This is a genomic window from Microbacterium croceum (genome assembly GCF_023091245.1).
Lineage (GTDB): Bacteria > Actinomycetota > Actinomycetes > Actinomycetales > Microbacteriaceae > Microbacterium > Microbacterium croceum.
On record NZ_JAHWXN010000001.1, the window covers coordinates 1,008,104 to 1,021,373 of the forward strand.

Sequence of the window (13,270 nt, forward strand, 5' to 3'; positions counted from 1 at the left end):
ACGCAGGACCGAACCGCCCTCCCCGCAGCGGACGCGAGGAGGGCGGTTCTCTGTGTGCCGAACGGGTGCCGACTGTCAGGCTCCCGGCACCTGCAGCACAGTGGTGTTCTCGAGCTTCGGTCCGCGCCACACCGCCGCACGCCGAGGGGTCTGCGCGTCGGAGATCGTGGCACGCAGCACGAGTCCGTTCTTGAGGTTCTCCAGCCCGAAGTGGGCGCTGGGTTGATCCGACCGCGGGTTCCCGGCCGTCACGCTGATCTTGGTCTTCGCCGCCGTCACGTTGGTTCCCGCGCCGAGGTAGACGCCGAACCGCGGAGCATCCTCGATGGTGTTGTCGGAGATCGCGATGTTGCGGTGCACCCGTGAGGTGCCCACGGTGTAGGACGAGGTGAAGTGCTGGAGCATGATCGCGGCCGCCGAGGTCGGCCAGGGTACAAGTGTCTGGTCGAGACAGACCCGGCGGATCTGGTTGCCGCTGACGACGAGGTTCTCGGAGCCGATGGGGCCTTCGCCGTAGGCCGTGTCGTTCGCGATCCAGATGCCCCAGTTGGTGAGGTCGCTCATCCGGTTGTCGGTGATCACTCCGTTACTGGCCTTCATCCGCACACCCAGCCCGCGCGACTCCTCGATGACGTTGCCGGTGATCACGAAGCCCGAACCGGAGTAAGAGCGGTTGAAGACGTGATCGCCCGCCGCCGCGCCGGACACGGCAGACGCGATCGTGACGACCAGGGGAGTCGCGGCGCGCGGATCTCCGTCGACGGCCGTCACGCGGGCCGTGCCGCGCACGGTGCCGTCGCTCGACTGCACGATCTGGAGGGTATCTCCGACGGCGACTTCGGCAGAACCTCCCGCGAGGTGGAGCTTCTTGCCGCCCTCGCTGAGGGACTGGAGTGCACGCAGCTGCGAGTAGACGTTCATGCCGTCGTCGTGCAGCCGCGCGAAACGGTTACCGACGACAGTCGGCCCTCGGCGCCCTCCGTGATGGTGGTACCCGTCGGCGTTCACGCTGACCCAGCGGCCGGAGCCTGCGCGCACGTCGACCACGGTGCGGCGCAGCACGGTCGCCTCCGAGTTGTTCGAGATGACGGCGGCTCCGGGGCCGGCGTGGATGATCAGGTCCTTCAGCGTCGTGTCGGCGGACTGGTGCAGGGCGATGGCGTTGCGGTCGCCGCGGTATCCGGTGGCGAAGCCGTCTCCGATGGCGATGTCGGGCATCCGCCCCCGATGCGCCGTGTCGACGGTGAACGTCCAGCGACCATCGGCGCCGGCCGTAGCGGGGTAGGAGACGGAGAAGGTCGACTGGACCCCGCGCTTGAAGAGTCCGCTCGCGGCGTCGTGCAGGGTGCCGTATCCGGCCCCGCTGAACAGCGTGCGGTCGGTGAGGGACGGGAACCCGGACAGGAGCTCGAGCTGGAAGGTGCCGGCTGTCGGATCGACCGCACGAATGATCCCCTGCGTGAAGGGCGGGGTCTCGTAGTCGAGCGTGAGGCCGGTGACCGTGATCCCGGTCGAGCGAGTGATGGCGATGCCGCCCTTGTGCGGGTCGAGCATGAGCAGCTCGGTCCCGTTGCCGAGCAGTTCGATGCGTGCTGTTTCGGTGAGTTCGAGGGCGTACCAGGAGGGCGTGCCGTCGTCGCCGATCCGGTAGACGCCGCGGTCGAACAGGACACGCGCGGTGTTCTTGGCGGATGCAGCGGTCCACGCCACTGCATCAGCGATCGTCCGTCGGATGGCCGGACCGCTGTCTGAGGCGCCGGGTGCGGCACCTCGGGCCGAGACCGGGAAATCCCTGCGGTTGCCGGCTCCTCCGGCGCGGACGGGGCCGCCGCTCGTGGCGCCCGCCGCCGCCGGGGATGCGGATCCGCCGATGACAGCGAGGCTGCCCGCGCCGACCGCGGTGCCGATCAGCAGTGTGCGTCGAGTCATCCTCTGTTCTGCGTCGTTCATGGACTGCCTCCCTCATCGTGGCGACGCGGCCCTGCGGCATCGTTGCCTGATTCAAATAATCGGAAGGTAGCACCAATAGTTTGAATATGCGAGACTTTCCTGGTCGAAGGGATGGCAATGACCGGCACCACCTCATCACGCCCGCCGTGCGGACCGGCCGAGATCCGGATCGTCGAGGGGGAGGGCGCGCAGCTCCCGCCGTACTCGGACGACGTATGGACCGGGCGCTACGTGCCTCGCGGCATCCTCGTGCCCTTCCGTGGTCAGGTAGGAACCCCTGCGCCCTCCGCGCTCGATCGGGCCTCCCTCGTCATCCGCGCCGGTGGGACCCTGCTGCGCGAGGGTGTCGACTACGTCGTCGACCCGGTTTTCGGAACGATCTGTCTGCCGACCGTCGATGCGGCGCCGTTGCCCGTGTCGATCGACTATCGATACTCCCTGCTGCGCATCGACAGCATCGTCCGTGAGGGCTCGGGGGAGAAGCTGCTGCTGCGTGGCGTCTCGCACCTGACGAACCCGCACCCGCCGCACCCTGCCGTGGGAGGGGCCATCGAGGAGAACCTCCTGGTCGAGGCCTTCAGCGATGGGGTAGCGACGGTATATGCCCCGCGCGCTCCGCGGTGGCCGCTGCCCGCGGTGCCGGCGGGTGCCCTGCCGCGCGCGGCGCGAGTCCTCAACGACGGAGAGCCGCTCCGGCTGCTGTTCCTGGGAGACTCGATCACCGAGGGAGGGGATGCCTCGACCGAAGAGTCGACCTTCCGTGCGATCGCCGGAGGCCGGGTGCGGGACGTGCATCCTCAGGTGCAGGCTTCGTATGCCGCGACCGGCGGCTCGCGTTCGGTGCAGTGGCTCGACGACCGCGACGGCTCGTGCGACTGGAACCGGGTGACGGAGGCCGCGCCCCACGTCACCGTCGTGGAGTTCCTGAACGATTCCTACCTCGACCCCGCGCAGTGGGAGCCCGCCTACGACGAGCTCCTGTCGCGGCTGCGCTCTGCGGGCAGCGAGGTGGTGCTGCTGACGCCGACGTTTGCGATGCGCTCGGCCATGAACGGCTCTGAGAAGACCGATGACGGGCGGCCCTACGTCCGTTTCGTGCGCGACTACGCCGCGCGCACTGGCGTTCCGCTGATCGACGTGTCTGCGCGCTGGGACAGGCTTCGCGACGAAGGGCTCCCGTACTGGACTCTGCTCGCGAACGGGATCAACCACCCCGATGACCGCGGGCATCGTCTGACCGGCGAGTTCATCGCGGACGCCCTGCTGACGCTGCTCTCCCCGGCGGCGGACGCATGAGCGGGCGCCGAGAGGACTCCGCACTCATCGCTATCGGTGATTCGCTGACCGAGCACGGCACCTGGCCGGAGCTGCTCGCGGGGGCCGCCGGGTGGCAGATCGAACGGATCGCGCATGCCGGGCAGACGTCGACCGAGATTGCATTGCGCCTCGGGGTGATCAGGATGACGTTCTCCGCGGCCGGGGCCGTGCAGGAGGACCGAATCCCGCTGAAGCCGGTGGGCCCGTCCGGAGACTTCCGTCACCACATCGACTCCGGGATGGAGGACATCGCGGTGCCGGGAACGCTGGCCGGTCGTCCGGGCCTCCTCACCCACCGCGTGGGCGGGGCCGCGCTCGAGGGGTGGGAGTTCGCGTCCGACGGCGCTGCTCCCACGGCGGACGCGGTGCTCGACTTCCGTGCCGAGGTGCCGGTCTTCTCCGCACCCGCGGCGTTCGTCATATGGTGCGGACGCAACAACCCCGGACCGGTCGCTGCGCGCGACGTCGCCGCGATCGTCGCGGAGCTGCACGCACGCCACTCCGCGGCGCGGTGCCTCGTGCTGGGGGTGCACGCGGCATCGTTCGAACCGATCGGCTCCGAGGGGGTCGCGCTCGTCGACGGACTGAACGCGACGCTCGCGCAGACCTTCGGGGATCACTTCGTCGACCTGGGTGCCGTCTTCCGCGAGGCGGCGCCCACCTCCGACGGCACGACCGCGGCGCAGCTGCGCAGCGACGACGTGCATCTGAACGCGGCAGGAGACGCGGTCGTCGCTCGAGCGGTCGCGCGTCGGCTGTCGGAGCTGGGGTGGTGGCCCACCGGCATGACGCTGCCGTCATGAGGGAGGAGCGGGTGCAGTGGCGCGGCATCGCGGCGCTTCGCTGTTCCGCCGGAGGGACATCGGTGGTCATCGTGCCCGCTCGCGGAGCCAAGATCGTCTCGCTGCGTGATCGCACCGGCCGGGAGTGGTTGGCGCAGGGCGACGGGCGCCCCGTACCCGGGGGTCCTGCGACGGCGTTCGAGGATGCGGAGATGTGCGGATGGGACGAGTGTGTCCCGACCATCGATCGGTCCCGCACGACGACGGGTCTGATCGCCCCGGACCACGGCGACGCTTGGAATCGCGCCTGGCAGGAGAACCCCGATGGGGCACTGTCGACGCATCTGCCCTCCGTGGACGCGGCCTTCGAACGTCGGATCGGGCTCGACGCGGACGGCACGCTCACCCTGTCCTACCGGGTCCAGGCGGGACCGGCGGGAGCGGACATCCTGTGGGCGGCGCATCCGCTTTTCCTCCGAGAGGAGGGGGACCGGATCCGCCTCGATGCCGAGAAGCCGCTGTGGGACGTCTCGGCTCCGACCGCCGCGCCCGCGGCAGGTGATCCGGGCGAGCGGGTGAACGCGCGGATGCCGAAGGGGACATCTGCCAAGTACTACACGGATCCGGAGGAGCGGCCGCGGTGGGCGCGCATCGATCGCCGGGATGGCGCCTCGCTCCGGCTCGAGTGGGAAGGGCGCGCGGTGCGGACGTTGGGTGTCTGGCTCGACCGCTCCCGCTTCGCGACCGAGAATGTGGTCGCCTTCGAGCCGTCCACCGGATGGTACGACTCCGTTGACGCGGCCTCCGCCGTGGATCGGGTGCTTCGAGTGGGGCCGGGCGGAACGGCGGAGTGGTCGCTCGTCGTCCGTCTCACCACGTCATAGTGCTGCGCGAGTCAACGTTTGCTCTTTTGAGATGCAGACAAGCCTCATGCCCTTTGATTTCGAACCGCAGTGTTTGCTACGGTGTTGAGCAACCGGTTTACCAAAATGAAGGACCGAGGTCGAAGATGACGAACACTCCCCGTACCGTGCTGGTGACCGGCGCGGACGGCCGCATCGGCCGGGCCACGGTAGCCCGGCTCCGTTCCGACGGATGGCGGGTCATCGCTCTCGCCCCGAGATTCCGCGCTCTCACCGCAGACGACGCCGAGCTGCGCGTGGGCGATGCGACGAACGAGGCGGATGTCGCGGCGGCTCTCGACGGCGTCGATGCGCTCGTGCACCTGGCTGCCGTCCCGCACTGGGAGCACGGAACCCCGTACGAGGTGTACACGACCAACGTCGTCTCGACCTTCAACGTGCTGGTCCAGGCGGCGCAGCGGGGCATCCACCGGGCCGTCATCGCCAGCAGCATCCAGGCGACCGGGGTGCCGGGAAACCATCACGACGTCCTCCCGGCCTACTACCCGATCGACGAGTCGCTCCCGACCGTCCACGACGAGTGGTACTCGCTGTCGAAGTACTCCGACGAACTCACGGCGCAGATGGTCGCCAGCCGTTGGGGCATGTCGATCATCGCGCTGCGCTTCCCGTGGGTCGACGACGCTGATGCGCTGCGTGTGGTCGGAGAGGAGTGGACGCGTGACCCGGAGCAGGGGGTGAAGCTGGGGTGGTCGTACCTCGATGTGCGCGATGCGGCCACCGCGGTGGCCCGCAGTCTGGAGGCCGACATCGACGGGGCCGTCGTCGTGCAGCTCGCCGCTCCTCAGACGCTGGTGCCGTTCGATACGGAGGAGCTGTTGGAGGCCTATGCCCCTGATGTCCCCCGGCAACGGGTGTTCCCCGGACGCGCGGTTCCGGTCAGCACGGATCGCGCGGGACACCTCCTGGGGTTCGTCGCGGCCCACGAGATCGAGCCTGCGCCCGTCGTCGAAGCGGCAGGCTGAATCGTGAGGATCCTCGGGGTCGAGTCGTTCATCCTCACCGACCGCCGGCTGCTGGTGCGGATCGGCACCGACACCGACCTGGTCGGATGGGGGGAGGCCACCCTGGAGACCTGGGTCGGACCGGTCGCCGCGGTCGTGCGGCAGATGTCCGACTACCTGGTTGGTCAGGATCCGCGAAGGATCACGGCGCACTGGCAGGTGCTCACGCGGGGTGGCTTCTACCGCGGCGGTCCGGTCATGTCCTCGGCGGTCTCCGGGATCGATCAGGCGCTCTGGGACCTCGCAGGCAAGCGGCTCGGTGTGCCGGCGCATGAGCTGCTGGGTGGTCCGGTGCGCTCCGCCGTGCGGCTCTACGCGCACGCGAACGTCGACGGGCGCATCGGTGACCTCGCGCGTGCGAGAGAGCTCGCCGCCGAGGGGTACACCATGGTCAAGGTCGCCCCCACGGAACCCACCCGCTTCGTAGACACGGAGGCGACGATGCGGCGCCTGGTCGACGAACTGGAGGAGCTGCGCGCGGCGATCGGCGATGGCGTCGACATCGCGGTCGATCTGCACGGCCGCTTCTCGATTCCGCAGTCGCGGCGCTTCCTCGCGCGCACCGAGCACGTCGGCCTCGCTTTCGTGGAGGAGCCCCTGCGGCCCGAGCACTCCGCGCACATCGGAGAGCTCGTGCGCAGCACCTCGACCCCGATCGCCACGGGCGAGCGCCTGTACTCGCGCGTCGAGTTCGATCCGGTGCTGCGGGCCGGGATCGCCTTCGCGCAGCCGGACCTCTCGCACGCCGGGGGGATCTCCGAGGTGATGCGCATCGGTGCCCTCTCCGAGATCTTCGATGTGCAGCTCGCGCCGCACTGCCCGCTCGGCCTCGTCGCGTTCGCGGCGTGCATCCAGGTGGATGCGGCGACCCCGAATGCGGCAGTGCAGGAGACCGTGATCGACTTCGCCGCGCTGCGCGACAGCGACGAGCATGCCTACGTCCGCAACAGGGAAGACTGGGTGCCGGTCGACGGATATCTTCCGGTGCCGCAGGGCGTCGGCCTCGGCCTCGACATCGATGAGCAGCTCGTGCGGGAACGCGCGATCGAGGTCGCACCGTCGCTCACCCTCTGGTGGAGTGATCCGCGAGATGGGGGTTACGTCGAATGGTGAGCGGGACGGCGGACGAGGGTGTGTGGCACCGGCAGGTGCCGGTCTCGGATGACGGCGGCGCGACGCTGCGCGCAGCGATCCGTGATGCGTGCGAGTGGACCTCCGCCGCCGGGTCCCGCTCGGCGGTGATCGAGCTCGCGGCCGGCGTGCATCGGATCGATCCTCCGGTCGGCGACGCGGCCGGCGCGGCGATCGTCATCAGCGATGCCTCCCGCGTGACCCTCACCGCCCCACAGGCGGAGCTGCTGTTCGCGGACCCGCATCGCGAGGCGATCAGCGTCCGGGGCTCCACGGACGTCGTGCTCGACGGCTTCGTCCTCGACTATGCAACGCCGTCGTTCACGCAGGGGGTGATCACGCACGTCGACACCGAGGCATCGCGCTTCCGATTCGCCCCCGCGCCGGGCTTTCCCGACTTCTCGGATCGGGTGCTGTTCACGGGAACCGGGTACGGCACCCTGCGCGATCCGCGCACGGGCGGGCTGAAGCCCGAATCCCGCCAGACCTTCATGATCGAGTACGCCGCGGAGCCCGCTGTGGACGGGAGCTTCCTGGTGACCGTCGAGGCCTCCGATCGCGGCTGGATGTCGCACATCGAGCAGGGTGACGGGTTCGTCGTCGGTCACCGCGGAGATCAGCACGGCATCCGGATACAGGAATCCGACAGCGTGACCGTGCGCTCGGTGACGATCCATGCCGCGCCCTGCGCCGCGATCCTCGCGCACGAATCCTCCGGCACCGTTCTGCGGGATGTGACGGTCGCGCGGCGAACCGGGTCGACGCGGTGGATCAGCAGCAACGCCGACGCGGTGCACTGCCAGGGCGGGCGTCGTGGGCCGTCGATCGTGGGATGCCGTTTCGAGGGGATGCACGACGACGGTGTCAACCTCTACGTTCACGCTCTGACGCTCTCAGGCCTCGGCGAACGCACGCTGGTGCTCGACGGCGAAGGGCCTGTGCGACAGGGAGACCTGCTCCAGCTGGTGGAGGCGTCGACCGGCACCGTGCTCGCCGAGGTCGAAGTCGCTGAGCTCGTCGCCTCCGAACCGCGGCTCGTGATCGTCGATCGTGATCTTCCCGCATCCGTCGAGGTCGGGGCGGCCGTGTATAACCGGTCGAACGCCCTCCCGGGCTTCCGCATCGCCGGATCGCTCTTCCACGACTTCCGCGGTATCGGCGTGCGGCTCAAAGCCAGTGGGGGCGTCATCGAGGACTGCCGCTTCGAGAACCTCTCGGGGTGCGGCCTCTGGATCGCCAACGACCCCGGGTGGTCGGAGGGACCGCTCGGGTCGCGAGACGTCGTGGTCGAGGGAAACACCTTCCGAGCGACACCGGCCGACGTGTCGTTGCGGTCGTGGCCGCACTCCGCCGCCACCGTCATGATCGAACTCTTCGACGGCGCCGACGGTCCGGCTGCCGGCCGCGCGCACGAACGCATCGCGTTGAAGGACAACGACATCCAGCAGCGGGCGGCAGCGGCGGTGTTCGTGGGCGGCGCGACCGACGTCTCCATCGCCGCGACACGGATCGACCAGGGCGGCGACTCCTGGCTCGCGACCAGAGACAGCGACCTGATGGTCATCTGAGCCGGGGATCGAGCCTGGTGCGGTGTCTAGACGAACGGAAGCTGCTGCTCGTCGGGCGCGCCCTTGGCTCCCGACGAATACCCGAGCACGAGCTCGCACGGCACTCGACGTTCGTTGTCCTCCGTGGGCGAGTCATTGATCATGCGCACGAGCAGGTCTGTCGCCGCGATGCCCACATCGACCAGTCGAGGATCGACCGTCGTGAGGAATCGTGCCTCGGAGTCGGAGTACTTGACCCAGTTGTCATGTCCGACGAGAGCGACGTCCTCCGGAACACGGATGCCGTTGCCGACCAGGTAGCGGGCGGCCCCGAGTGCGATGAGGTCATTGCCGCACACGATGCCGTCGATGGTCGGATCCGCCTGATGCAGACGTTCCGCCGCGCGATAGCCCCACGCGCCCGACCAGTCGCCGAACTCGCGACGGCTCTCGGCCACCGGCACGCCGGCGGCCTGCAGGACGGCGTCGGCACCTTCCAGGCGGTTCTCGACCGCGTTGGAAGCACGGTGAGCGGTGATGTAGGCGATGTTCTTCCGCCCCTGCGTGAGCAGGTGCTCGGCCGCCACACGACCGGCCATGAGGTCATCGGGGACGACGACCTCATCGCTGTCGGTGTCGGTGATGCCGTGCGCGTACACGACCGGCACGTCGAAGTCCGCGGTGACGGAGCGCAGCGGGATCTCGTTGCCGTCGCCGACCACGATCACCCCGTCGACATGGCGGGCGCGCAGCTTCTTGATGTTCTCGGCTCGCGCCGCGCCTTCGCGACCGTCGTCGTACATCATGGCCGCGACGTCGTGGCGGCTGAGCTCGCTCGCGATACCGGCGATCACGGGCATTGAGAAGATACCCGTGGAGTTCTCGGTCAGAAGCCCGACCGTGAAGCTGCGCCCGAGGGCGAAGTACTGTGCCAGCGCGTTCGGACGGAACTCGAGCCGCTGGGCTGCTTCGAGGATCGCCTCTCTCGTCTTCGGTGAGACGCGCCCGCCGCCGTTGAGGACGCGGGAGACGATCGATGTCGACACCCCTGCCACGGCGGCCACATCCTTGAGGGTCACACCCTTCTTACCCATGTCGTTCCGTTCTCGTCATCCCTTGATCCCACCAGACATGCTGACACCTTTCAGGATCTGCCGCTGGAAGATGAGGAACACGGCGATCGGAATGAGCAGTCCGAGCAGCATTGCCGACATCTGCAGACTCAGGTCGGTCTTGCCCGCGATGCGCGCCAGAGCCACCGAGATCGGCTGCAGCTCGCTGCCCGGCAGCACGAGCATGGGCCACAGGAAGTCCTTCCACGAATTGAGGATCGTCAGCACGGCGATCACCCCGAGGATCGACTTCGAGAACGGCAGCACGATGATGAAGAACATACGCAGCGGACCCACGCCGTCGACGCGGGCGGCTTCGATGATCTCGCGCGGGATCTCGTCGAAGAAGCGCGTGACGATGAGCACGGTGAACGCGTTGGCCGCTGCCGGCAGCCACACGGCCCAGTAGGTGTCGATCAGCGACACTCCCACGAGGGGCACGTCGACGACGGTCAGATAGAGAGGAACGAGGGAGATCACGCCGGGGACGAACAGCGTCACCAGGATCGCGCCGGAGAGGAACTTCGCCCAGCGGGGGCGGAGGATGCTGATCACGTAGGCGAGCGACGCGGTCACGACGACCGTGGAGATGGTTGAGCCCAGCGCCATCACGGCGGTGTTGGCGAGGTAGCGGCCGACCTGGATCTGCTCCCACGCGGCGGTGAGGTTGCCCCACTGAATGCCGCTGGGGAACCACGCGAACGGCTGCGAGATAGTGTCCTGCGTCGTGGAGAGCGCGGCTTTTGCGAGCCACAGGATCGGTCCGACGCCGGCGATGACGAGGAACGAGAAGAACGCGATCTGCAGCGTCGTCATCGTCGCCTTGACGCTCGGACGACGTCGGTCGGCATCCGAGATCGCGGACCGTTCCGGAGCCTCCGCCGCCTTGCGACGTGCGCGGGCGGGCGTGACGGCGATCAGGCGGGTGTCGGTCATGATCGGCTCCACTTCCGGGTGGCGAGCAAGTACACGACCGAGACGATGGCGAGTGCGATCGCCAGCAGGAACGACAGCGCGGTGGCCGCGCCGTAGTCGCCGTACTGGAAGGCGTAGCTGTAGATGAGCATGAGCACCGTGACGGTGGCGTTGTCCGGGCCTCCGCCGGTGAAGACATAGGGCTCCGTGAAAACCTGGAGCGTGCCGATCAGCTGCAGCAGGACCAGTGCGAGGATCACGCCGCGCAGCTGGGGGAGGGTGACGTGCCAGATGCGTCGCCAGATGCCGCTGCCGTCGATCTCGGCCGCTTCGTACAGCTCCGGCTTCACGGAGGTGATCGCGGCGAGGTAGATGATGGCTGTGCCGCCGGCGGTCGCCCAGATCACCTCGAGCACGATCGATGGCATCGCGCTCGCGCTCGAGTTGAGCCAGGGGAGCGGTCCGATGCCGACAGTGCCGAGGATCTGGTTGAAGAGTCCATCGGCGGAGGGGTCGTAGAAGTACTTCCAGAGCAGGATCGCGACGATCGGCGGGATGACGACGGGAAGGTATGCGAGCGTGTTGAAGAGCGCCCGACTGCGACGCAGCTCGGCCATGTAGACGGCGAGGACCAGAGGTGCAGGGAATCCGAACAGCATGCCCAGCACGGCGAAGTAGACGGTGTTGCCGACCGCCTGCGGGAGCACGGGATCGGAGAGCACGTAGGTGAAGTTCGTGAGCCCCACCCAGGTCGCGTCGTCGATCAGGTTGGTGCGTTGGAACCCCATGATCGCGCCCGAGACGATCGGGCCCCAGGAGAAGTAGGTGAAGGCGAGGATGCCGGGGATCGCGAACAGCACCGGGACCAGCCCGCCGCGTCGGTACCAGCGCACGATCGACGGGCGTCGTCGGGGGACGAGCCGGGGGCTGTGCGCCTCGGCCTCGCGTTCGGGCGAGGTGTCCGGTGCCAGGGTGGCGCTCGATGTGGGGGGCATGGCTGCTTCTCCGGTAGTGAGGTCGGCGGCGCCGTGGGGCGCCGCCGACCGGTGACTGCTATCGCGCGAGCTTGGTGTTCACGGCGTCCTGAGCAGCCGTGAGCAGCGCGGAGATGTCCTGGTTCGGCTCGTTGAGAACCTTCTGCAGCACGGTGTCCAGTTCGCCGTAGACCTGCTGGGGCTGGCTGGTCGGTTCCGGTACGAGCTCCTGCTCGTCCATCACGTCGCGGTATCCGCTGAACTGCTCGATCGGGACGTTGTAGAACTCGCTGACCCAGGAGTCGTACTCCTTGCGCACGGCGGGGTCGAGCGGAGACAGCCCGGGAACGCCGATCAGGCTACCGGCCGCAACGTTCTTCTTGACCGTCTCCACGGCGACGTCCTTGTCGGTGTAGGCGCGGAAGTTGTTGAACTCGATCCAGCGGAGTCCGGCTTGGATCTCGGCCTGGGTCGCGCGGGGGTTGAACACCTCGACGGCACCGCCGAGCAGCGTGCGCTGGATGCCGTCGTGCTCCGGGATCGCGGTGAAGCCGTAGTCGTCGGGGTTCATGCCGAACTGCTGGACCGCGGCAGGGAAATGCTGCGAGACGCTGAGGAACATGCCGACCTTGCCGGCGGCGAAGTCCTGGATCAGGTCGTTGAAGCCGTAGAGGAACTTGCTCCCCATCGACTTGTCCTCCCAGCGCATGTCATTCACGAGATCGAGGTAGTCGACCATCCCGGGCTCGTCGAGCGTCGCCTCGGTGCCGTCCTCGTTCGAGAGCGTGGCGCCGAAGCTGTACGCGCCGGCCGTCGTCATCCAGCCGCCGACGTGCTCGATCGAGTACGTGGAGTACCCGGCCGCTCCGGTCGCGGCCGAGATCTTCTTGGCGTACTCGCGCACCTCGTCCCAGGTCTTCGGTCCCTGTTCGGGGTCGAGGCCGGCGGCTTCGAACAGCGCGCGGTTGTAGGCGAGGCCGACGGAGTAGACGTCGAGCGGCACGCCATAAAGGCGGTCGTCGCCATCGGTGACGACCTGCATGACGCTCGGGTTGAGGGTGTCGGCGAATCCGACACTGTCGAGCGCGTCGGTGATGTCGGCGATCTGGCCGTTGCGGATCAGGGTGGCGGGTTCCGTGAACGGCACGCCGAGCAGCGTCGGCATGGTACCGCCAGCTACCATCGCCTGGAATCCGGTGGCATCCCACTTGCTCTCGCTGAGCTCGACGGTGATGTCGGGATTCTCCTTCTCGAACGCCTTGACCTGGTCCTCGACGAGGGCGCGAAGCTCTGGCTGGTCGGCGCCGGGCACGTCGCCGATGCTGATCGTGACGGGACCGGACTCCTCCGGTTCGGAGGCGGTCCCGCATGAGGTGAGGGCAAGCCCCAGCACAGCCGTGCCGGCGAGGGCGGACACAAGAATGCGTCTGGATTTCATCGTTGAAGCTCCTGTCGGGTGCAACGGTTGATCAACCGGTTGTTCACTTACCATCGACCACGGCGGGTGCATCTGTCAAGTGACTATCAGGATAAGGGCATCGATCGACGAGACAGTTGCGCAACCGTTGACTCATGTGCTCCACTGTGAACGTCCCTCAACGAGGAGGAGAGAGAA

11 protein-coding genes are annotated in these 13,270 nt (G+C 68.1%); 6 read left to right on the forward strand and 5 right to left on the reverse strand.

The window, feature by feature from the left end:
* Window positions 1-75: 75 nt before the first annotated feature.
* Window positions 76-1,950, reverse strand: a complete 1,875-nt coding sequence (locus KZC51_RS04810; protein ID WP_247628876.1) for a right-handed parallel beta-helix repeat-containing protein — start codon at window positions 1,948-1,950, stop codon at window positions 76-78.
* Between the two features lie 117 nt (window positions 1,951-2,067).
* Here KZC51_RS04810 and KZC51_RS04815 point away from each other — a divergent pair, with 117 nt between their 5' ends.
* From KZC51_RS04815 to KZC51_RS04840, 6 genes are all read left to right on the forward strand, one after another.
* Entirely contained in the window at window positions 2,068-3,246 is a 1,179-nt protein-coding gene (locus KZC51_RS04815) for an SGNH/GDSL hydrolase family protein (protein WP_247628877.1), read from the forward strand.
* Complete coding sequence (locus tag KZC51_RS04820) at window positions 3,243-4,070, forward strand: SGNH/GDSL hydrolase family protein (RefSeq protein WP_247628878.1); 828 nt, start codon at window positions 3,243-3,245, stop codon at window positions 4,068-4,070. Before KZC51_RS04815 ends, KZC51_RS04820 begins: the two co-directional genes overlap by 4 nt.
* The gene (locus KZC51_RS04825) at window positions 4,067-4,933 is read left to right on the forward strand and encodes an aldose epimerase family protein (protein WP_247628879.1); all 867 of its coding nucleotides are present in this window, start codon (window positions 4,067-4,069) and stop codon (window positions 4,931-4,933) included. Before KZC51_RS04820 ends, KZC51_RS04825 begins: the two co-directional genes overlap by 4 nt.
* A 125-nt stretch (window positions 4,934-5,058) precedes the next feature.
* Window positions 5,059-5,937, forward strand: a complete 879-nt coding sequence (locus tag KZC51_RS04830; protein WP_247628880.1) for an NAD-dependent epimerase/dehydratase family protein — start codon at window positions 5,059-5,061, stop codon at window positions 5,935-5,937.
* A gap of 3 nt (window positions 5,938-5,940) precedes the next feature.
* Window positions 5,941-7,089, forward strand: coding sequence for a galactonate dehydratase (gene dgoD, locus KZC51_RS04835; RefSeq protein ID WP_247628881.1), 1,149 nt, complete (start codon window positions 5,941-5,943; stop codon window positions 7,087-7,089).
* Window positions 7,086-8,675 carry a right-handed parallel beta-helix repeat-containing protein gene (locus tag KZC51_RS04840; RefSeq protein WP_247628882.1) on the forward strand — a complete coding sequence of 530 codons (1,590 nt, stop codon included), beginning with the start codon at window positions 7,086-7,088 and terminating at the stop codon, window positions 8,673-8,675. Before dgoD ends, KZC51_RS04840 begins: the two co-directional genes overlap by 4 nt.
* Before the next feature lie 26 nt (window positions 8,676-8,701).
* Here the strand turns inward: KZC51_RS04840 and KZC51_RS04845 are convergent, their stop codons facing one another.
* From KZC51_RS04845 to KZC51_RS04860, 4 genes are read right to left on the reverse strand one after another with little or no spacing between them, the layout of a single operon-like run.
* Window positions 8,702-9,748 (reverse strand): LacI family DNA-binding transcriptional regulator, encoded by a 1,047-nt coding sequence (locus tag KZC51_RS04845; RefSeq protein ID WP_247628883.1) that lies wholly within the window; start codon window positions 9,746-9,748, stop codon window positions 8,702-8,704.
* A gap of 15 nt (window positions 9,749-9,763) precedes the next feature.
* Entirely contained in the window at window positions 9,764-10,702 is a 939-nt protein-coding gene (locus KZC51_RS04850) for a carbohydrate ABC transporter permease (protein WP_247628884.1), read from the reverse strand.
* Window positions 10,699-11,676: a carbohydrate ABC transporter permease gene (locus KZC51_RS04855; RefSeq protein WP_247628885.1), complete on the reverse strand. Its 978-nt coding sequence runs from the start codon at window positions 11,674-11,676 to the stop codon at window positions 10,699-10,701. Before KZC51_RS04855 ends, KZC51_RS04850 begins: the two co-directional genes overlap by 4 nt.
* 58 nt (window positions 11,677-11,734) lie before the next feature.
* The gene (locus tag KZC51_RS04860) at window positions 11,735-13,093 is read right to left on the reverse strand and encodes an ABC transporter substrate-binding protein (protein WP_247628886.1); all 1,359 of its coding nucleotides are present in this window, start codon (window positions 13,091-13,093) and stop codon (window positions 11,735-11,737) included.
* Window positions 13,094-13,270: the final 177 nt, after the last annotated feature.

What these genes read in the sequence shown, in the direction of transcription:
- KZC51_RS04825 (WP_247628879.1), top strand. Translation starts at nt 4,067, where the DNA reads ATGAGGGAGGAGCGGGTGCAGTGGCGCGGCATCGCGGCGCTTCGCTGT.
- KZC51_RS04850 (WP_247628884.1), bottom strand. Translation starts at nt 10,702, where the DNA reads ATGACCGACACCCGCCTGATCGCCGTCACGCCCGCCCGCGCACGTCGC.
- KZC51_RS04810 (WP_247628876.1), bottom strand. Translation starts at nt 1,950, where the DNA reads ATGAACGACGCAGAACAGAGGATGACTCGACGCACACTGCTGATCGGC.
- KZC51_RS04830 (WP_247628880.1), top strand. Translation starts at nt 5,059, where the DNA reads ATGACGAACACTCCCCGTACCGTGCTGGTGACCGGCGCGGACGGCCGC.
- KZC51_RS04860 (WP_247628886.1), bottom strand. Translation starts at nt 13,093, where the DNA reads ATGAAATCCAGACGCATTCTTGTGTCCGCCCTCGCCGGCACGGCTGTG.
- KZC51_RS04815 (WP_247628877.1), top strand. Translation starts at nt 2,068, where the DNA reads ATGACCGGCACCACCTCATCACGCCCGCCGTGCGGACCGGCCGAGATC.
- KZC51_RS04845 (WP_247628883.1), bottom strand. Translation starts at nt 9,748, where the DNA reads ATGGGTAAGAAGGGTGTGACCCTCAAGGATGTGGCCGCCGTGGCAGGG.
- KZC51_RS04820 (WP_247628878.1), top strand. Translation starts at nt 3,243, where the DNA reads ATGAGCGGGCGCCGAGAGGACTCCGCACTCATCGCTATCGGTGATTCG.
- KZC51_RS04855 (WP_247628885.1), bottom strand. Translation starts at nt 11,676, where the DNA reads ATGCCCCCCACATCGAGCGCCACCCTGGCACCGGACACCTCGCCCGAA.